Consider the following 18866-nt stretch of genomic DNA (forward strand, 5'->3'; position numbering starts at 1 on the left):
AAAGATTCCGAACCGGCTCAATCGCGGTTCGGAATCATTTCAAGTATTTGGGGATGAGTATTAGCTGTCGGATGTAGCAAATCGTGTACTGTATAACTGTTGAGTACTTGATGGAACGCCGCAATGGCATCATCGAAAGCATCACGTGCCGGATCGAGCGAAGGAACTTCACAAATACCTTCTTGCGGATCGAGAAAATGAACGGTTGGTTCAAAGAGTTGTACGACGTCACCTATATGAATTGCATCCGGAGGACCTGCTAAACGGAACCCCCCTCCACGACCACGGACAGAATCAATCAGACCACTCTGTCCCAAGCGATAGACTACTTTCATTAAATGATTTTTAGAAATGTCGTAACAATCCGCTAGTTCCTGGATTCGGACTAAACGATCGGGATGGGCTGCTGCGAACAGCAGGGACCGAATCGCATAATCCGTATAACGTGTCATGCGCATTTTCATCACCTACTTAACACATAATATAGGGGGAGACACAAGCATTAGCAACTCTCAATGTGCAAAAAATAAGATGCATTTTGTAGATTGTTTTTGCGGATGGATTCACGCATAATGGACGGTGAAAGGTAGGTTAAATTATGCATTTCGATCAGGCATTACATCTCTTGCAGCAGCTCGGTCCATCGATGGAGCAAAAGGGATTGCGGATTGCGACGCGCTTCTATGACTCGCTTGAGGCGACGTACGAAGAAGAATTGCGCGCGCTTCGAGAAGCGGGGGCTCAGGAAGGAACTCGGGCACTGCGGATTTTACGCCTAAGTCAATTACTGAACCAAATTACCAATCAGCATGAATCGAGTGAACTGTTCAAATTGATTTTATTGAACGAAATCAATCAGACGAAATCGTTTCTGCTGACGTACCCGGACATCATCAGTCATGAAATTTTAAAAGCCGTTCAGATTGAATATGCACTTGAGGAAGATGCTCTTTTGCTTCAAGCATGGTCCATCGTCCATCATCAACTTGTCGATACGTGTCGGCATTTTTGTAAATACCGCCGTGCTGAAAATTGGCGGCAACAAGATATCTTATTGATCGCAGAAGAACATCATCTAGGAGCCGTCATTGATGAAGCAAGGCATGCTCTCTTAAGCGGTCGGAAAACGACCTTATTACATGTCTCAGCTGAAGAACTGGCAGAACGAATGTTAGCAAATGTCCTCTCCTTGACAACGAAAGGCATGATCGTCCACCACATTCGTCAAGAAGGATGGGAACAGCAGATGCAGGAATTCCTGACGATGATCACAGCGAATGATCCGATCGTCTTCGTCAGTGGATCGACGAACTTCATTGCAGACATCCAGCAACGACTCGATCCGCTACCGGTCCTGTTCGGTCCGTTCGTAGCGGCAAATCAATTACCATCTTAACGAGAAAAGCGATGTGTAACGCTCTGACAAAAGTCGGAGCATGACACATCGCTTTTTTAAGCTGATTTCGTTAAGCGTTTCGCGCGTTGAATCGAACGATCGAGTGCGAGATAGACCCCACCTGATACACAGCAGAGCAGTCCGACGAATCCAAGCGCAAAATCACCTTTTCCGGAATCAAGGAATAACGATCCGAGAAGTGGGGCGGTGACGCCACCGATCAACCACTGAAGACTCGCAGCACCGTTGTACGTTCCGCGGAGATGTTCCGGGGCGATTAAGGCAATGAATGTCATCTGCACAGGGGACATGATCATCTCACCGAGCGTATAGAACGCATAAATCGCAAGCAATACTGTCACGAGCACGACATAACTCGTTCCGAGTGAGAACAGGTAAGACGGCAAGAATGCGAGGAAAATCATGCCGATTCCGAAGATCGAGGCACCAAGCAACATGACTTTTCCGAATGCCTTCCCTGACAAGCGAGCAGCAATCGGGAACTGGAATAAGACGACCATGATTCCGTTGAGTGCCATCAAGTAAGGAAACGGATTTTGTTTCGTCGGTAATCCTGGCAATGCTTCTTTCAAGAAGACCGGTAACATACTTTCGACGAGGGCAAACCCCATCGAAATGAAGACACCCGCACCGATGAAGATTAAAAAGACGTGATCCTTCCGCAATACAGTGAGCGGTGATACTTTGACTTCGTCTGTCTTTTCGATATACTCCGGTTTCGTTTCTTCGATGAAGAAGTAAAGAACGAGTCCATATAGGAAAAAGACGAAGGCAGCGGAGTAGAAGATGAGCGAACGATCGACGAACAGGACAGCACTTCCGAGAAGTGGTCCGAACGCTGCGCCGACATTATGTCCCATCCGAAGCAGACCGAACGATTCATTCAGGCGTTCTGGTGGTGTGACGTCAGCGACCATCGCGCTTGCTGCCGGATGGAACAGTGAACTCGATAAACCGAGCAACGCGTTCAAAGCGAGCAGCGGTCCGAATGAATCGGCGAACGAGAAACCGATTAGCGCGATGACGTCACCGATGATCGAGAGAACCATCAGTGGTTTTCGACCGAATTTATCAGCGAAGTGGCCACCGAGAACGGCGCCGACGAGTGACATGATCGGTCCAGTCGCCATGATGACGCCGACTAGGAAGTAGGAATCGAGTCGATCCGCGTAATAGAGAACTAAAAATGGTGCAATCATGAACATCATGATCCCGGTGATCGTTTCCCCGACGAACCGGATCCAGATGTTGCGATCAAGCTGTTTGAGTGCATTAAACATAGTGAAAACCCCTTATATTCCGTTTTTAGACAATAGAAAAGACGGATACGCACAAATATGGGCATACCCGTCCAAATATAAGAGGGCAGCATGTACGTATACGCATACGCACACCCTGCTTAATTAAAAATTAAACGATTGGGTGACGTACAGTTGTAGCCGATACAAAGACAGTGTGGACAGATGTCCGGGCTTGATGGAATACCATTGTACGTCTCCTCCTTCTGTAATAGTGAACTTCCTAGTCATAGTAAAGAAGATCGTGATGAATTGTCAACTTTAAATCTGAAAATTAAGTCAATGAAGTGAAATGGACGAGACCTTGAAAATTCGGTATGATAGACTAGTTGCGAAAAAGATTGATCGGACTTTTGAATATATCGGTGAAAGGAACTACCATACATGACAAACATTCTACAAACGGAAGTCGAAAAGCGTCGGATTTTCGGCATCATTTCCCACCCGGATGCGGGTAAGACGACACTAACTGAAAAATTCCTCCTACACGGAGGCGCGATCCGTGAGGCAGGTTCTGTCAAGGCACGGAAAAACTCGAAATTCGCGAAATCGGACTGGATGGAAATTGAAAAACAACGGGGAATCTCTGTTACGTCTTCGGTCATGCAATTCGAATATGATAAAAAAATCGTTTCCATCATGGATACACCAGGTCACTCGGACTTCGGTGAAGATACGTACCGCATCCTGACGGCTGTTGACTCAGCAATCATGGTCATCGATGCGGCGAAAGGGATCGAGTCGCAAACGAAGAAACTTTTCCAAGTTTGTCGGATGCGCGGTATTCCGATCTTTACGTTCATCAACAAGATGGACCGTCAAGCACGTGATCCGCTCGAATTGATGGAAGAACTCGAAGAAGTCCTCGGCATTCCGTCGGTTGCTGTGACATGGCCAGCTGGTTCAGGTCAACAGTTCGAAGGGGTCTACGACCGCGTCAAAGGACAATTCCACTGCTTCAAAAATGATCGTAAGACGATCGAACTCGGCGAGGAAGGTCTCGCGAACGAAGAACTCGCGACGACGATCAACTCGGAAATGTACGAGACGTTGATGGATGAAGTCGACTTACTCGACGGCGCAGGTAACGAATACGATGAAGAATTGATCGCAAAAGGTGAACTGACTCCGGTCTTCTTCGGATCAGCACTCGTCGATTTCGGTGTCACACCACTTCTTGAACATTACTTGAACTTGTCTCCTTCACCGACACCACGTGAGTCGAACAAAGGAAAAGTCGAGCCGGCGCAAGACTTCTTCAGTGGTTTCGTCTTCAAGATTCAAGCGAACATGAACCCGAACCACCGCGACCGGATTGCGTTCGTCCGGATCTGTACAGGTAAGTTCGATCGTGGGATGGACGTCGTCCTGACACGGACAGGCAAGAAGATGAAGCTGTCGCAATCGACACAATTCATGGCGGATGAGCGAGAAACGGTCAACGAAGCGTTCGCAGGAGATGTCATTGGTTTGTATGACTCAGGCAATTATCAAATCGGTGATACAATCACGAACGGTGATCCATCGTTACAATATGAAGCACTCCCAACGTTTGCACCGGAACTCTTCCTGAAGGTCTACACGAAAAACGCCTTGAAGTCGAAACAGTTCCAAAAAGGTGTCGAACAGCTTGCGCAAGAAGGTGCGATCCAGGTCTACAAGACGGAATACAACGAAATCATCCTCGGAGCGATCGGACAACTCCAATTCGAAGTCTTCGAGCACCGGCTCAAAGGTGAGTATGGCGTTGACATCTTGAAGGATGCCGCGAACTTCCAAGTCGCGAAGTGGATCAAGCCAGCAGAAGTCGCTGCTGTCAAAAAATTGACGGATTCACGGACGGTTCTTGTCTATGACCGCTGGGAGAATGCCGTTCTGTTATTTGCGAATGATTTCGTCTACGAGCGATTCGTTCAGAAAAACGAAGGAACGATCACATTAGTCGATTCACCGCAACAACTCTAAGTTTTTGACGGACTACTTTTCGAAGTGGTCCGTTTTTTCGTTCCTGAAATCTCGTTTGATGGCAAGCGAACAAGGGTAAAAACAGAGCGAGTTTGAATCCATATGAAAAAGGAAGGTGTCATGTGATGGCGAAACGGTTTGTTGGGATTTATCAGGATCAATCGAGTCTGGAACGAAAAATTGAAGAATTGAAACAGCAAGGACATCATGATTCGGACTTTTCTGTCGTCGGTCGAGATGACGCGGCAGACGAAGCATCGGGTGCAAGTTGGATTGATCAAGTCAAATCAACGTTCTCTAAAGAACCACCGCTCCGTGAGACATTAAAACGTGTCGGACATTCGGACGATGAGGCAGAACGGCATTACGCGGAAGTCGAGCGTGGCGGTCTTGCACTGTTCGTCAAGGATCGAGATCACGACCATGACCATGATCATGACCACGGTCACGATCACCATCATGAGCATCATCATAACCATGACCACGATTATCGGCACGATGATAATAAAGTCGAAAATCCAGGGAACAACGCCTATGAAGCCAATCACCGTGAGGAAAGTGAGAAGAGCGACCGGGCGAAATGGAAAGCCGACGATATCGACTAATACCTAGAAGTGAAGACGCCATATTGGTGATCTTCACTTTTTTTTCGTATCCGAAGTCGCTGGGGAGGATATGTGAGGAATCGAGGTGCTATACTGAGAGCATCGAAGAGGTGATAAGACATGAAAAAAATAGTGACAGCTTTAGCAGGAATCGGTCTTGCCAGTGCTTGGTTCATCAACCGATACCCGGTGTTCGGGAAACGACCAAGCCGTGCAGAGCGGCGGAGTTTCGAACGATCAGATCGTTTTGTTGACGGGAAATTCAAAAATGAGATGGATTTCCAGTTGAAGATGGAATGGGACTCGATGAAAAGCATCTTAAAGGATTACGGACGAAACATTCCGAATCTGCGTCCTGTCAAAGCGTTACCGACGCTTCCGTATCAGCGACGTCAAGACGATAGTGAAGCACCACGCGTCACATGGTTCGGACATTCGGCATTTTTACTCGAACTCGATGGACAAACGATTTTCTTTGACCCGATGCTCGGTCGCGCACCGTCGCCATTCCCGAAACTGGGGGGAGGACGTTTTCAAACGACGCAGACCGTTGATCTCGAACGCTTGCCGTTGATCGATGTCGTCGTCTATTCGCACGACCATTATGATCACCTGGATTATCCATCCGTCCTCGCTTTGAAAAATCGAGTCGGTCGCTTCATCGTGCCACTCGGGGTCGGGAGTCGTCTCCGTGGATGGGGCGTCTCGGCGGAGCGAATCACGGAACTCGACTGGCATGAATCGACGCAAGTCGGTGGCATTAAGCTGACAGCGGCTCCATCGCGCCATTATTCAGGACGAAATGGTTTTGATCAATTTTCGACGCTATGGGCATCATGGGTCATCGAAGGCTCGCAAAAGGTCTTCTTTAGTGGCGATAGTGGGTATGGTCCGCATTTCAAAGCAATTGGTGAACAATATGGTCCGTTTGATCTGACGATGATGGAATGTGGGCAGTATGATGTCCGTTGGTCCAACTCGCATATGTTACCGGAACAAACGGTTCAAGCTCATCGTGATGTCAAAGGTCGTGTCCTGATGCCGATTCACTGGTCTGCCTTCATCCTCGCGTTTCATGCGTGGTTCGAACCGGTCGAACGGTTGCTCAAGGAAGCGAAACGCGATGAGATTCCGGTTCTGACACCAATGATCGGGGAGAGTGTGACACCCGAGAGCACGACACGGAAATGGTGGCGGGAAGTGCGTTGAGTAAAATAGCTTTTTGATTTTAATCGAATGAAATGAGAAAAAAAGTAGCCTTTTCGATGTGACTCGAAAAGGCTACTTTTTTAGGTGAATAAACAGATGAGATGTTCATCCTCGACTCCTTATAGAAAAACGAGGATGATGACATCGTCCGGTCATACAATACCATTTAGCTCGCCAATCGATCCACTTGTTTTACGCGACGTGAGCGAACTTTTTCGATGATCTCAAAACCGAGCACAAGCATCGTACCGACGAGTAATCCATTACTGAGGAACGGACGAAGCGTCAAAGGCAGGACTTCTGCGATGACGGTTGATTGTAACAAGATACTGATGCCGATGACGGCACTGATCGCAAACGCATGGCGGCGGCGACTGTTCTCCATGTTACTTTCAGCAGACTGCCAAGCAATCAGGAACATGTGCGGCAATGTCGCAAGCAACGCGGCACTCGCAACGCTCCGCGGTAAGGTCGCGATGATCCCGATCAAGCTTGGGAAGAAACCAATCAGTGCGATGACGAGCGAGGCAATCAAGAACGGACGACGTTTCCGGCTTCCTGTTTGCGCGATGAACCCGCTCGTAATGGGTAAAGGCACCGGTACAAGCGTCGAGAAAGTAGCGGCGAGTAAATGAATGACACCTTCGATCGACAAACCTTGGTGCAGACGTCCTTGTTTTTGAAGCGTTGCTTCGACGGCACTTAAAGCGGCAATCAAATTGACGACAAGCAAGATTGCGAACGGAATCGCGACAAGGAATGCACTGCCGTCAAACTGTGGCCATCCGAACGGTAACGCTTGCGGTGGTGCGAACAAACTAGACGACGTAGGAAGTGACGGACGGCTGACAAGCCAACCGACGATGATCCCGATCATCAAGGCGAACGGACGTAAGCGACTCGGTCCGAATTGGCTGAGTCCGAGCACAAGTAAGAACGTAATGATCCCGGCGAGCCGTGTTGCTTCGACGGCGAGGACGGCACCAAGCATGACGCCTGTCAATTGAATACATAATAAGAGCAAAAACGTTCCGCTGACGAGCGGTGTGAAGACGGGTAATAAGTACTTCGTCCATCCTGTCAAACCAAGGATGATGAGGATGATACCGGCAATGACGACGGCTGCCATCGCGATCGTAAAGGCCGTTTTTGAATCGACCGGTAGTGCGGCGATGACGACGAAGATGCTGACCCATGATCCGGCAGGTCCCGATACGATCGGAAGCCGGTGGCCGAAGGCTCCGTGTAGGAAACAGGCAATCCCGCCTACAAAGAACGACCGTTGGACAAGAGCAGCTGTTTCGACTGATGAGAGGTCGAACAGACTGGCGACGACGATTGGTAAAGCAATCGTGTTCGCGAGTAAAAAGACGATCCACTGGAAGGTAGAAGTCGTTTGTTTCATGAAAAAGCTCCTTTCTTAAACTTCAGATATTCCTGCATCATAGCATATGATTGATGTTATGATTCATATATCTTTATACATGAAAACATATGAAAGAGATGATGAATATGGATTTACGCCAGTATCGCTATTTTTGTGCGGTCGTCGAGGAACAATCCGTCACGCGGGCAGCGGAGCGCTTACGGATGGCACAACCTGCCTTGACGCAACAAATCCGAAGAATGGAAGAAGAGTTAAGCGTTCGCCTAATCGAGCGGGCAGGGCGCGGAATCCGGATCACACCAAGCGGCAACCGCTTATATGAACGGGCGGTTTCATTGCTACAGTTTGAGCAGGAGACGCGAATGGAATTAAGCGACATCGAAGCCGGACGAACAGGGATTTTGCGGATTGGTGTCAACACGTTATCAGCCAGTCGGCTTGTTGACTGGATCGAACAGATGAAACGACGACATCCTGGTATTATCTTACAAGTTCACCAAGGAGAATCGAGTGCGCTCATCGAACGGTTAAAAGAGCGGTCACTTGATGCAGCGTTGGTCCGTTTGCCGATTGATGCGCAAGGCGTCTCGATTGAATGGATGGAGGAAGAACTGTTTCATCAAGTCTGGCACCCTGATCATCCGACAGCGGATCTCATCATTCCAAGTCAGGAAGGGCTTGGTGTCTTTCAGACATTAAGTCAACGGCTCGGTGTCGTATCGCAAGAGACGTGTTCTGACGTCTTGACACTAATCGGACTCGTTCGGAAAGGGAAGGCTGTGACCGTATTGCCGGAGAGTACGTTGCGGGAACTGGACACGGCAGGACTGCATCAGACATACCTGTCAGGTGCAGCAAGTACGACAGCCTTCGTCTGGTTGACGGAGACGGGACCGACGACACTGACAAAACAATTCATTGAAATCATGCAAGAAACAGTAGATTAATTAAATGGACAGGAAAGAAAGGAACAATCGAATGAAAAAGATTCAAGGCACATATGGGGAAGCAAAGATTTTCACGGACAACGTCGACGAACTGACGATTAAGCAAGTAACAGCCATGTTGGAGGAACAATTTGCGACAGATAGTCGCGTTCGGATCATGCCGGATTGTCACGCTGGAAAAGGGTCCGTCATCGGAACGACGATGCATGTGACGGACGAGGTCGTACCGAATCTCGTCGGTGTCGATATCGGTTGCGGCATGTTATGTACACGACTTGCTGAACAAGAACCAATCGATTATGCGAAACTTGACGCGACGATTCAGCGTCTCGTTCCAAGTGGCATGTCGGTACGCCAGCAAGCCCATCCATTGTCAGAACAGGTACCGTTTGATCAAGTACTTGCACCGTTTAACGAGACACGGGCACGATTATCAATCGGTACGCTTGGTGGAGGGAATCATTTCATCGAACTGAACCAGGATGCAGCAGGACAGCGCTATCTCGTGATTCATTCCGGCAGTCGCAACCTTGGGAAGACGATCGCTGAACATTATCAGGCAGAAGCCGAGACGGCACGCTTCCAATTTGATGCGGGTCAAATCATTGAGGAATTAAAGCAGCAGGGGCGCGAATCGGATATTCAGGCGACCTTGCAGCAATTGAAGGAAAAACGATCTACGTTTAACAAAGATTTAGCATCTGTTTCCGGAGAAACGATGGAGCGTTACCTCCATGATCTTAAGATCGCCCAACGATACGCAGCATTAAACCGTCAAGCGATGACCGAAGTCATTTTCGAGGCGATGGGATGGACGGTAGTGGATCAGTTCGATACGATCCACAACTACATTGATCTTGATGCGATGATTTTAAGAAAAGGTGCCATCTCTGCGAAAGCCGGCGAGCGGGCAATCATTCCGATGAACATGCGCGATGGCTCCTTGATCGTCGTCGGAAAAGGAAACCCGGATTGGAATTATTCCGCGCCACACGGAGCAGGACGCATCATGTCACGATCTAAAGCGTTCAAAACAGTTGAACTCGATGCATTCGAAAAGACGATGACCGATGTCTGGTCAAGTTCTGTCGTCGCGTCGACGCGTGACGAGTCGCCTTTCGTCTATAAACCGATGGACGAAATCATTCGCAATACGAAAGAAACGGTCGATGTCGTCGAGATCATTAAACCGCTATACAACTTTAAGGCAAAGTGATGTCAGGGTGTTTTCAAAAGGGGAGGATAGTGTATGCGCTATAAGAGAAACATGGCGATCCTATTTTCGAGTGTATTTTTAAGTGTAGGATGTACGGATGAGGCGGTCACGACGGAACAGAAAAAAGTAGAAGTCAAAACTACTACTCATACGAATCAGAAGACAAAACATCCTATCTTACATCCTGTTCAGTATGAAAAGCTGTTCAAGTACATGGATGAACACCTGAAGATGGATCAATTTCAGTTGCAGGCAAGTACGATAGGTTCAGATTTCACGGCTGTAGATCGATCATTGAGTTTTGGGAAGAGACGTTGGTTAACCGTTGACGGAACGATAGACACACCGTCGACATAAGAGACACTTTATTTTGAAAATCAAAAACAAGATACGCGGTTAGCGATCCATCTTACTTATATAGATCGATACATAGGCAATGACGTGATGCAGTATCAATCAAGTGATGGCTACAAAGGGCTGAATCAAAAGCTATCGAATCAGTCTGATCTTATCATCATCAGCTACAAAAACATCCTCATATCCGTGCAACAAAATGCTTTATATAAAGTCGATCCTGACACGACGCAGGAGGCAGCAAAACAGGTGATTCACGAATTAAAAAACGTTCCCGTTTAAAACGAGAACGTAAAGAAGACAACTTTGATTTGATTAGACTGCACCATCCGGTAATGTCTCACCTGTCCGGCGAATCGTCGCTCCGAGTTCAGCGGCGATCGCATTGACGGCTTCTGAATCTTCGTTGACTTCACTGATCAAGATGACACCGTAATGGTCGGGATCAATCTGATTCAGCGTCCGGTTGAATAAATCAAACGATTCCCGTTCGTTCTTTTCATCCCGGTTCGCACCGATCAAATAACCAGCAACGGAACCGACGAGCATACCGAACGGACCTCCGACGACACCGATCGCCATGCCGATCAATGAGCCTTTGAAGGATTGGTCCTGTTGCGTGAAGTCAATGGCATCGATGAAAGAGAAGCCCTCTGCTTCGTCACGTTTTGCGAGAACCATCTGATCCATCTCGATTTCCTTGATTGCCTCGAGATCCTTAATCATCGCAAAGCCTGTTTTTGCTTTTTCTAAATCACTAAAAATGATTGTCGTAATAACGTGCGTTGCATCGCTTTTATATTTCGCCATAATAAACGCCTCCACAAGAATCGGATATCGTACTACACTTTTTAAGTACCCTGAACATTCTAAATGGAAACGCGAGACTGGAAATATGAAAAAAACAGGACAACAGAATAATTTTTTAATATCGGCAATAAGTAAAACTTATCGAAAGTCTTTTGTTCTTTCAAATTGTAACGGAATCCATATTATACTATGATAGAACTGTACAAGTAAGCGGTATCAGGGGCTTGATGTCGTGAACACTTAAAGGGGGAATCACCATGAAGCAAACAGATGTGTCGCAAGATGTCTTTGGCGCACGCCGTTCGTTTGAAGCAAACGGTAAGAATTATCAGTACTACAGTCTTGAAAAATTGGAAGAACTCGGATTGACGGAAGTCAAACGCCTTCCATATTCGATTCGTGTCTTACTCGAGTCAGTACTTCGTCAACAAGATGGTCGTTCGATCACACGTGAACACGTCGAGAACTTGGCGAAATGGGGAACAGCTCAAGTTTCGAATGATGTCGACGTTCCGTTCAAACCGTCACGCGTCATCCTTCAAGACTTCACAGGTGTTCCAACGGTCGTTGACCTCGCATCACTTCGTAAAGCGATGCAAGATCTCGGTGGAGACCCATCGGTCATCAACCCAGAAGTACCAGTCGACCTCGTCGTTGACCACTCGGTTCAAGTCGATGCCTACGGTTTTGCTGGAGCACTTGCAGAAAACATGGATCTTGAATTCGAGCGTAACGAAGAGCGTTACAAATTGCTTCGCTGGGCAACGTCAGCATTTGATAACTACCGTGCCGTACCACCAGCAACAGGAATCGTTCACCAAGTCAACCTCGAGTACTTGGCATCTGTCGTCCTTGAAAAGGAAACAGCAGACGGTACAGTTGATGTCTATCCGGACACACTCGTCGGAACAGACTCACACACGACGATGATCAACGGTCTCGGCGTCCTCGGTTGGGGAGTCGGTGGGATTGAAGCGGAAGCGGGCATGCTCGGACAGCCGTCATTCTTCCCAGTACCTGAAGTCATCGGTGTTCGCATCACAGGTGAGATGCACCCAGGAACGACAGCAACAGACGTCGCGCTCCGTGTAACGGAAATGCTCCGTCAAGAGAACGTCGTTGGTAAATTCGTCGAGTTCTTCGGTCCATCACTCCACTTGATGTCACTTTCTGACCGGGCAACAATCGCGAACATGGCTCCAGAATACGGCGCGACATGTGGATTCTTCCCAGTTGATACAGAGACATTGACGTACCTTCGTCTGACAGGTCGCGATGAAGCATTGATCGAAAAAGTCGAGAACTACTCGAAAGCAAACGGTTTGTTCTACACGCCACAAAACGAAGATCCAACATTCACGAAAACGGTCGAACTCGATCTTTCGACGATCGTTCCTGCGCTTGCTGGACCAAAACGTCCACAAGACCGGATTGATTTGACGGATGTCCATACATCATTCAAAAAAGCGTTGACGGCTCCACAAGGAAACGCTGGATTTGGTCTTGCAGAAGAAGAAGCGAACAAAGTCGCAGTCGTTCAGTTCGAAGACGAAGCGGTTGAGATGCGTACTGGTGATGTGGCGATTGCTGCGATCACGAGTTGTACGAACACTTCAAATCCTTACGTCATGATCGGTGCGGGACTCGTCGCGAAAAAAGCGATCGAACTCGGTCTTTCGGTTCCGAAATACGTCAAGACATCACTTGCGCCAGGATCGAAGGTCGTTACGGATTACCTCGAGAAATCAGGACTCCAAACGTACCTTGACGAACTCGGCTTCAACACGGTCGGTTACGGCTGTACGACATGTATCGGGAACTCTGGTCCACTCGACCGCGCTGTCGAAGATGCGATCCTTGGTTCAGACTTGCTCGTTTCGTCTGTCCTCTCAGGAAACCGTAACTTCGAAGGTCGTGTCCACCCGCTCGTCAAAGCGAACTACTTGGCTTCACCGCCACTCGTCGTCGCGTATGCCCTTGCAGGAACAGTCGACGTCGATATCATGAACGCGTCACTCGGGACAGGCAAAGACGGACAAGAAGTCTTCTTCGCTGACATCTGGCCTTCACGTGATGAGATCCAAACGATCATCAACACGGTCGTCACACCAGAAAGCTTCCGCGCAGAATACGATTCAGTCTTCACAGGAAACGAACGTTGGAACAACCTTGACGTGCCAACAGGGGATCAGTACGACTTCGATGGTGAGTCGACGTACATCCAAAACCCACCGTTCTTCGAGAACCTCGCGAAGGAAGCGGGTCAAGTCGAAGCCCTCAACGGACTCCGTGTCTTCGGTAAGTTCGCTGACTCGGTCACGACGGACCACATCTCACCAGCTGGTTCATTCTCAAAAACGACGCCAGCCGGTCAATACCTCGTCAACAAAGGGGTTGCACCAAAAGACTTCAACTCATACGGTTCACGTCGTGGTAACCACGAAATCATGATGCGCGGAACGTTCGCGAACATCCGCATCCGTAACCAAGTCGCACCAGGTACAGAAGGTGGCTTCACGACGTACTGGCCAACAGGCGAAACGATGGCGATGTACGATGCTGCGATGAAGTACAAAGAAGATGGTACAGGTCTCGTCATCCTCGCTGGTAAAGATTACGGTATGGGTTCTTCACGTGACTGGGCAGCAAAAGGAACGAACTTACTTGGCGTCAAAGCCGTCATCGCGGAGAGCTTCGAGCGGATTCACCGTTCAAACCTCGTCATGATGGGTGTTCTTCCACTTCAATACGTGGCAGGCACAACAGCTGAAACACTTGGTCTAACAGGTGAAGAAGCGATCAGTATCGCAATCGATGAGTCTGTTCGTCCACGTGACATCGTTAAAGTCACGGCAACAGCGGCAGACGGAAAAGTCACTGAATTCGAAGCGATTGCTCGTTTCGACTCAGAAGTCGACATCGATTACTACCGTCACGGCGGGATCCTTCCAATGGTCCTTCGTGAGCGTCTCCAACAAGCATAAGTTGTCTAATCAAAGGTGGGGGAAACCCCACCTTTTTTTGACGAGAGGAGGAATTCGATGAATCGATTCAAGAAGTGGTTTCAACCGAAGGAAGATCGACCGTTGCCGATGCGTGACGTGACGCTTGATGAAGTCAAACAAGCGACGCATGCGTTTGAATCTGAACTACCGAAAGGGACGAATCGGACAGTGCTTCTAGATAATGATCAGCGGATCGACCTGAAACAGCTGGAGCCGTATTTGAAAGCACGCTCGACACAAGTGTTTTACATGTCGCGTGAGACATTCACCATCATGGAAGCAAAAGACCGGGAACTCGTCTATGAGATGGATCATGTCCAGGTTGCTGTCGATCGCTATTTTGACCGGGTGAAAAAACTTCCGTTAAAACCGTATAGCAAAACGTTTCAAGTCGACTGTGCGATGTTGTTTCAGGATGGCTATTTACGTGAAATGCCACATCATAGTTATTACTTGGTCGATGAGTCGATGATCGTCTCGTTGACGCCGAAGAAAGCGTAAACGTAATCAAGGGTGGACCGAATTCATTCGGTTCGCCTTTTTTTGTCGTCCTGAACGTTTTCTAATTTGTTCAAAAGTCTGACGAATTTACTCAGAAATCGTGAAATCTTGGACAAACCCTTTGTATTTCCCCTTTAAAACCGATACGATGATAGGGAATAGAGACTTGAGCTAGGAAGGTGTACATGGCATGACGAAACGAACGAGCACGTGGATTGCAGTAGCAATCGTGGCAATGGCGATCCTCCTTGCCTACAATTTTTATCTCTTGAACAAGACGCAGACCGCTAGCGATGAAAAAGCCGCAACGGTCAAACCGTTTTATACGATGACACGCATTCAATATGTCGAGAAGAAACTCGCAACGAAAAAAGATGAGCTCGAAGCCCGGACATATGAAGTCGTGTTTGACGACAAAGGGCATTTTCGGACAGAAGTCGTAGACGGACCGTCAAAAGGATCGCTTGCGATCTGGAACGGCACAATGTTCCGTGAGTATGATGCGACAGGGAAGTTAGTCAATGAGACGAAAGCAGGCAAAAGCGTCAGTGCGCCGCGTCCATTCCTCTCTCGAGGATTCAATGAACAGATTCTCGCCTTCATTAAAAAAGGAGACTTTGGACAAGTCGAGGGAGAAGCAGACATTGCAGGGATGGCTGCGGACGTTTACGTGAAAAAAGAACCATCGAGCACGGTTCCTGAAGAATGGATCAAACAGTATCCATCGATCTTCGATAAAGAAAACAACCAGGAACAAGCGACGTATTATGTCGCATCTGACCGTTCGAAAGTCCTCGGTGCCGAATCACGCAATAATGGTAAATTGTTCTACTCTGTCAAGATGAAGAGTTTTGAGACAATTGATACGTTCGATAAGGAATGGCTAAAAGCAAAATAAACAAGAAACGACCGGCGATGACGCTACGAAACGGTAGCGGACAAAGTCGGTTTTTTCGAGACGCAGGAGGTTCAACATGGAAGCATTCTCGAAAGAGGAGATGTTCAATCAAATCAAGGCGTGGGAAGAGGGCGCGAAAGTTGAGGAGGTGCTTGCGCTACGTTATGCCCAAAGTAGTCGGCTACTTGGAGAAACGGAAGCACTCGTCCGTATCTTAGCGTTACTTGTCGAGCATCGCTATATCATGACAGGACGACTGGACGCCTTAGCTGAGAGCTGGATGCAAGAAATCCGTCAGCATGGTCGCTTGCCAGCACGTCTTGAGCAGTTATTAACGGAGCAACAACTACAAAGTACGTATCAGCGTCTCGTCGCGCATACGTTCCCGACGATCCGTGAGACGGACAATGCGAACGCGAAACGATCTGCGACAAAGGAACTGATTCTCCAAGCGAGCCAAATCGTCGAGGAGACGGATCAAATCGTCGAACTGACAGAACGACTTCGTCGGCTAGATGCCGAACGCTGGACGAAACTGTTCGATGCTGGAACGGCATTGTTACGTTCGAGTGCAACGCTCGAGCAGACGGCGCAGACGTTCGTCGACAGCTTACAAGAACGCTTCTATTCCCGAGAAGCATTCCGTGAGATGACGGAATTGAAAACGACGACGATTCAGGATCTTAAGCGTGTCGTTGCCTTACTTCCCGTCGAAAGCAAACAAGTTGAACGATCAGCACTCGAGGAACTCGACGCGATGATTGGTCTCGAAGACATTAAACAACGGGTCCACCACATGTATCGGTTTTTGAAGTACCAACAAAAACGGTCGGAAGACGGCTATCGTTCAAGTGATCAACCATCGCTACACATGATCTTCATGGGGAACCCAGGAACCGGGAAAACGACGCTTGCCCGTTTGATGGCGAAGATCTACCATGAACTCGGACTACTCGAACGCCCGGAAGTCGTCGAGACGGATCGTTCGTCGCTCGTCGGTGCCTTCGTCGGACAAACGGAAGAACAAGTCATGAGCAAGGTCCGGGAAGCTGTCGGAGGTGTACTCTTCATCGATGAAGCCTACGCCTTAAAGCGTGCCGGACAAAGTGGGAACGACTATGGGCAGGCAGCGATCGATACGCTCGTCGCTGCGATGACGAGTGGGGAATATGCGGGACGGTTTGCAGTCGTCCTCGCTGGTTATCCGGAAGAGATGCGTGATTTCCTAAAGGCAAATCCCGGACTACGAAGCCGTTTCCCGGAATCGAATCATTATCTGCTTGCAGACTATACGGATCAAGAGCTGCTCGCGATCGGACGCTCGATTGCGACGGCAAATGATTACGTCTTGACGGAACAAGCAGAGCGGGCGTTGCTCGGTCGGCTCGAGCGGGAGCGCGTCGACGCGAGTTTCGGAAACGGACGGGCGGTTCGCAATATCGTGCTTGATGCGATCTTCAAGAAGGGAGCAAGCCTTGGAGAGAGTGCCAGTCACGAAGACTTTGCCTTACTCGAACAAGAAGATTTCGAGATGGTGCAAGAACCGGACGCGACGGTGGAAGAACGGATCGCTTCGCTCGTCGGATTGTCTGATCTAAAGGATGAATTGAAACAGATCGAAGCCTTATTATCAATGCAAAAACGCCGTCGTGAAGCCGGTTATAAGGTATTACCGGTCGAACTGCATGCGGTCTTTAGCGGCAATAGTGGTACCGGTAAGACGACTGTCGCTCAGCTTTATGCCGATGTCTTACGACAATGCGGCTATTTAAAACGCGGACACTTGAAAGTCGTCAGCCGAGCTGACCTCGTCTCCGGATATGTCGGACAGACCGCGCAAAAGACACGCGACGCGATTCGAGACGCGCTGGGTGGTGTCTTATTCATTGATGAAGCCTATGCGTTAAACGGTGGAGCAAATGACTTCGGGAAGGAAGCCATCGATACGCTTGTGGATGAGATGACGAAACATCAAGACAATCTCGTTGTTGTTCTTGCAGGTTACGAGCAACAAATGAACGCCTTGCTCGCGAGTAATCCGGGATTGAAGTCGCGCTTCAAGCGGTCGTTCCACTTCCCAAATTATTCGCCAGACGAGTTGATTCAAATCATTGAAGGATATGCGGCACGATTCGGATATGAGCTGACGGAGGACGCGCGACAGACGCTTACTGAGAAAATCGATGTCGTTCCGAACGGAAACGCACGGGCGGCGATCACGATTGTCGAACAGGCGATCGCGAAACAATCGATGCGATTAATTGACAAAGTTAGCTTATCCGGTTCAGAATGGTCCTATCTTGAAAAAGAGGATTTTTAAGGGGGAAGCTACATGCACACGATTGAAATACCTGTTCGCTACGCCGAGACGGACATGATGGGCATCGTCTATCATTCGAACTATCTCGTCTATCTGGAACTGGCACGGACAGAGTTAATCCAGTCCTTGGGTCTTAATTACAAGGAGATGGAAGATGCGGGTTATGTCTCCCCGGTTACGAATGTCAATCTCGATTATAAGCGCTCGTTGACGTACGGTGATACGGCGGTCGTCACGGTCTGGATTGATCATTACGATGGCTTACGGACGATTTATGGTTATACCGTCAAGCACCCGGACGGAAAACTTGCGGTATCGGCAAAGACGACACATGTCGTCGTCAAGAAGGAAAACTTCCGACCGATTCGTTTGCCGAAGGTGTTCCCGAACTGGCACGATATCTACGAGAAGATGAGTGAGACGGACGCAGCACTCTTAACGGAAGCGTGAAGATGTACAACAATAGCGGGATCGATTTTATTGAATCGGTTCCGCTTTTTTTATTTGCACCCTGAACAGTAAAATTTAGCACTTGGTACTAACGACCGATGACAAAGTCAGAATCATTTGCGAAAATAAAGAAGCTGAAGTAAGGTAGGGTCTTAGTCCATCTGTTGGAAGTAGGCTCGACGGATGGAACAATTAGCGGTAACATAGAGAAGCATAAAAAGAAGAGGGGTCTTACTCATGAAAAAAATCGTAACCGTTAGTACGTTAGCGCTTCTCCTTGCAGGATGTAATCCTGGGGATCAACAAGCGGACGATACGACGAAAACTGAACAGAAATCAGATGAGACAACACAATCAAAAGACGAAACGAAAAAAGAAGACACAGCAAAAGACACGAACAAAGAAGAAACAAACAAAACAGATGAAACAACGAAAGACGATACGTCAGAAGATGCAAAACAAGAAGACAAGTCATCTGAAGACA

The 18866-nt window shown here is 48.4% G+C and carries 18 protein-coding genes; 14 read left to right on the forward strand and 4 right to left on the reverse strand.

Annotated features, from left to right (window positions below; genetic code table 11):
• Positions 1-17: 17 nt before the first annotated feature.
• The gene (locus B3M90_RS00485; RefSeq protein WP_290782078.1) at positions 18-458 is read right to left on the reverse strand and encodes an RrF2 family transcriptional regulator; all 441 of its coding nucleotides are present in this window, start codon (positions 456-458) and stop codon (positions 18-20) included.
• 140 nt (positions 459-598) lie between these two features.
• Here B3M90_RS00485 and B3M90_RS00490 point away from each other — a divergent pair, with 140 nt between their 5' ends.
• The gene (locus B3M90_RS00490; protein ID WP_214855391.1) at positions 599-1396 is read left to right on the forward strand and encodes a hypothetical protein; all 798 of its coding nucleotides are present in this window, start codon (positions 599-601) and stop codon (positions 1394-1396) included.
• Positions 1397-1452: 56 nt separating this feature from the next.
• On the opposite strand, the gene B3M90_RS00495 is transcribed toward B3M90_RS00490, so the two are convergent.
• Positions 1453-2697: an MDR family MFS transporter gene (locus tag B3M90_RS00495; RefSeq protein ID WP_214855393.1), complete on the reverse strand. Its 1245-nt coding sequence runs from the start codon at positions 2695-2697 to the stop codon at positions 1453-1455.
• Between the two features lie 402 nt (positions 2698-3099).
• On the opposite strand from B3M90_RS00495, the gene B3M90_RS00500 reads away from it, so the two are divergent.
• The 3 genes from B3M90_RS00500 to B3M90_RS00510 all read left to right on the forward strand — a co-directional run bounded on the left by B3M90_RS00500 (position 3100) and on the right by B3M90_RS00510 (position 6494).
• Entirely contained in the window at positions 3100-4680 is a 1581-nt protein-coding gene (locus tag B3M90_RS00500) for a peptide chain release factor 3 (protein WP_290772404.1), read from the forward strand.
• A gap of 125 nt (positions 4681-4805) precedes the next feature.
• Positions 4806-5285, forward strand: a complete 480-nt coding sequence (locus tag B3M90_RS00505; protein WP_290782080.1) for a general stress protein — start codon at positions 4806-4808, stop codon at positions 5283-5285.
• A 120-nt stretch (positions 5286-5405) separates the two neighbouring features.
• Positions 5406-6494 carry an MBL fold metallo-hydrolase gene (locus B3M90_RS00510; RefSeq protein ID WP_290782083.1) on the forward strand — a complete coding sequence of 363 codons (1089 nt, stop codon included), beginning with the start codon at positions 5406-5408 and terminating at the stop codon, positions 6492-6494.
• A gap of 166 nt (positions 6495-6660) precedes the next feature.
• Here B3M90_RS00510 and B3M90_RS00515 read toward each other — a convergent pair whose 3' ends face one another.
• Positions 6661-7899: a purine/pyrimidine permease gene (locus tag B3M90_RS00515; RefSeq protein WP_290782086.1), complete on the reverse strand. Its 1239-nt coding sequence runs from the start codon at positions 7897-7899 to the stop codon at positions 6661-6663.
• A gap of 107 nt (positions 7900-8006) precedes the next feature.
• On the opposite strand from B3M90_RS00515, the gene B3M90_RS00520 reads away from it, so the two are divergent.
• The 4 genes from B3M90_RS00520 (at position 8007) to B3M90_RS00535 (ending at position 10680) form a co-directional block, all read left to right on the forward strand.
• Positions 8007-8828 (forward strand): LysR family transcriptional regulator, encoded by an 822-nt coding sequence (locus B3M90_RS00520; RefSeq protein WP_290782089.1) that lies wholly within the window; start codon positions 8007-8009, stop codon positions 8826-8828.
• A 31-nt stretch (positions 8829-8859) separates the two neighbouring features.
• On the forward strand, positions 8860-10044 hold the full coding sequence (locus B3M90_RS00525) for an RtcB family protein (RefSeq protein WP_290755549.1): 1185 nt from the start codon (positions 8860-8862) through the stop codon (positions 10042-10044).
• 33 nt (positions 10045-10077) lie between these two features.
• A complete protein-coding gene (locus B3M90_RS00530) occupies positions 10078-10401 on the forward strand; it encodes a hypothetical protein (protein WP_290782091.1) in 324 nt (107 codons plus the stop codon).
• An 87-nt stretch (positions 10402-10488) separates the two neighbouring features.
• Positions 10489-10680, forward strand: coding sequence for a hypothetical protein (locus tag B3M90_RS00535; RefSeq protein WP_290782093.1), 192 nt, complete (start codon positions 10489-10491; stop codon positions 10678-10680).
• Positions 10681-10713: 33 nt separating this feature from the next.
• Here the strand turns inward: B3M90_RS00535 and B3M90_RS00540 are convergent, their stop codons facing one another.
• A complete protein-coding gene (locus B3M90_RS00540) occupies positions 10714-11208 on the reverse strand; it encodes a hypothetical protein (RefSeq protein WP_133208051.1) in 495 nt (164 codons plus the stop codon).
• A gap of 257 nt (positions 11209-11465) precedes the next feature.
• Here B3M90_RS00540 and acnA point away from each other — a divergent pair, with 257 nt between their 5' ends.
• From acnA to B3M90_RS00570, 6 genes are all read left to right on the forward strand, one after another.
• On the forward strand, positions 11466-14192 hold the full coding sequence (acnA, locus tag B3M90_RS00545; RefSeq protein WP_035408655.1) for an aconitate hydratase AcnA: 2727 nt from the start codon (positions 11466-11468) through the stop codon (positions 14190-14192).
• Between the two features lie 57 nt (positions 14193-14249).
• The gene (locus tag B3M90_RS00550; RefSeq protein WP_214855413.1) at positions 14250-14714 is read left to right on the forward strand and encodes a DUF3939 domain-containing protein; all 465 of its coding nucleotides are present in this window, start codon (positions 14250-14252) and stop codon (positions 14712-14714) included.
• 190 nt (positions 14715-14904) lie between these two features.
• Positions 14905-15612 carry a hypothetical protein gene (locus B3M90_RS00555; protein WP_214855415.1) on the forward strand — a complete coding sequence of 236 codons (708 nt, stop codon included), beginning with the start codon at positions 14905-14907 and terminating at the stop codon, positions 15610-15612.
• Positions 15613-15688: 76 nt separating this feature from the next.
• Positions 15689-17932, forward strand: a complete 2244-nt coding sequence (locus tag B3M90_RS00560) for an AAA family ATPase (RefSeq protein ID WP_290782097.1) — start codon at positions 15689-15691, stop codon at positions 17930-17932.
• 12 nt (positions 17933-17944) lie between these two features.
• A complete protein-coding gene (locus tag B3M90_RS00565) occupies positions 17945-18382 on the forward strand; it encodes an acyl-CoA thioesterase (protein ID WP_035408645.1) in 438 nt (145 codons plus the stop codon).
• 237 nt (positions 18383-18619) lie between these two features.
• Positions 18620-18866: membrane lipoprotein lipid attachment site-containing protein (locus B3M90_RS00570; protein WP_290782100.1), on the forward strand; the 247-nt coding region annotated here is incomplete at its 3' end.

Origin of the sequence: Exiguobacterium sp. UBA6309, from assembly GCF_002439205.1 — a bacterium.
In the GTDB taxonomy this organism is placed as follows: Bacteria; Bacillota; Bacilli; order Exiguobacteriales; family Exiguobacteriaceae; genus Exiguobacterium_A.

What these genes read in the sequence shown, in the direction of transcription:
- B3M90_RS00485 (WP_290782078.1), bottom strand. Translation starts at nt 458, where the DNA reads ATGCGCATGACACGTTATACGGATTATGCGATTCGGTCCCTGCTGTTC.
- B3M90_RS00490 (WP_214855391.1), top strand. Translation starts at nt 599, where the DNA reads ATGCATTTCGATCAGGCATTACATCTCTTGCAGCAGCTCGGTCCATCG.
- B3M90_RS00495 (WP_214855393.1), bottom strand. Translation starts at nt 2,697, where the DNA reads ATGTTTAATGCACTCAAACAGCTTGATCGCAACATCTGGATCCGGTTC.
- B3M90_RS00500 (WP_290772404.1), top strand. Translation starts at nt 3,100, where the DNA reads ATGACAAACATTCTACAAACGGAAGTCGAAAAGCGTCGGATTTTCGGC.
- B3M90_RS00505 (WP_290782080.1), top strand. Translation starts at nt 4,806, where the DNA reads ATGGCGAAACGGTTTGTTGGGATTTATCAGGATCAATCGAGTCTGGAA.
- B3M90_RS00510 (WP_290782083.1), top strand. Translation starts at nt 5,406, where the DNA reads ATGAAAAAAATAGTGACAGCTTTAGCAGGAATCGGTCTTGCCAGTGCT.
- B3M90_RS00515 (WP_290782086.1), bottom strand. Translation starts at nt 7,899, where the DNA reads ATGAAACAAACGACTTCTACCTTCCAGTGGATCGTCTTTTTACTCGCG.
- B3M90_RS00520 (WP_290782089.1), top strand. Translation starts at nt 8,007, where the DNA reads ATGGATTTACGCCAGTATCGCTATTTTTGTGCGGTCGTCGAGGAACAA.
- B3M90_RS00525 (WP_290755549.1), top strand. Translation starts at nt 8,860, where the DNA reads ATGAAAAAGATTCAAGGCACATATGGGGAAGCAAAGATTTTCACGGAC.
- B3M90_RS00530 (WP_290782091.1), top strand. Translation starts at nt 10,078, where the DNA reads ATGCGCTATAAGAGAAACATGGCGATCCTATTTTCGAGTGTATTTTTA.
- B3M90_RS00535 (WP_290782093.1), top strand. Translation starts at nt 10,489, where the DNA reads ATGCAGTATCAATCAAGTGATGGCTACAAAGGGCTGAATCAAAAGCTA.
- B3M90_RS00540 (WP_133208051.1), bottom strand. Translation starts at nt 11,208, where the DNA reads ATGGCGAAATATAAAAGCGATGCAACGCACGTTATTACGACAATCATT.
- acnA (WP_035408655.1), top strand. Translation starts at nt 11,466, where the DNA reads ATGAAGCAAACAGATGTGTCGCAAGATGTCTTTGGCGCACGCCGTTCG.
- B3M90_RS00550 (WP_214855413.1), top strand. Translation starts at nt 14,250, where the DNA reads ATGAATCGATTCAAGAAGTGGTTTCAACCGAAGGAAGATCGACCGTTG.
- B3M90_RS00555 (WP_214855415.1), top strand. Translation starts at nt 14,905, where the DNA reads ATGACGAAACGAACGAGCACGTGGATTGCAGTAGCAATCGTGGCAATG.
- B3M90_RS00560 (WP_290782097.1), top strand. Translation starts at nt 15,689, where the DNA reads ATGGAAGCATTCTCGAAAGAGGAGATGTTCAATCAAATCAAGGCGTGG.
- B3M90_RS00565 (WP_035408645.1), top strand. Translation starts at nt 17,945, where the DNA reads ATGCACACGATTGAAATACCTGTTCGCTACGCCGAGACGGACATGATG.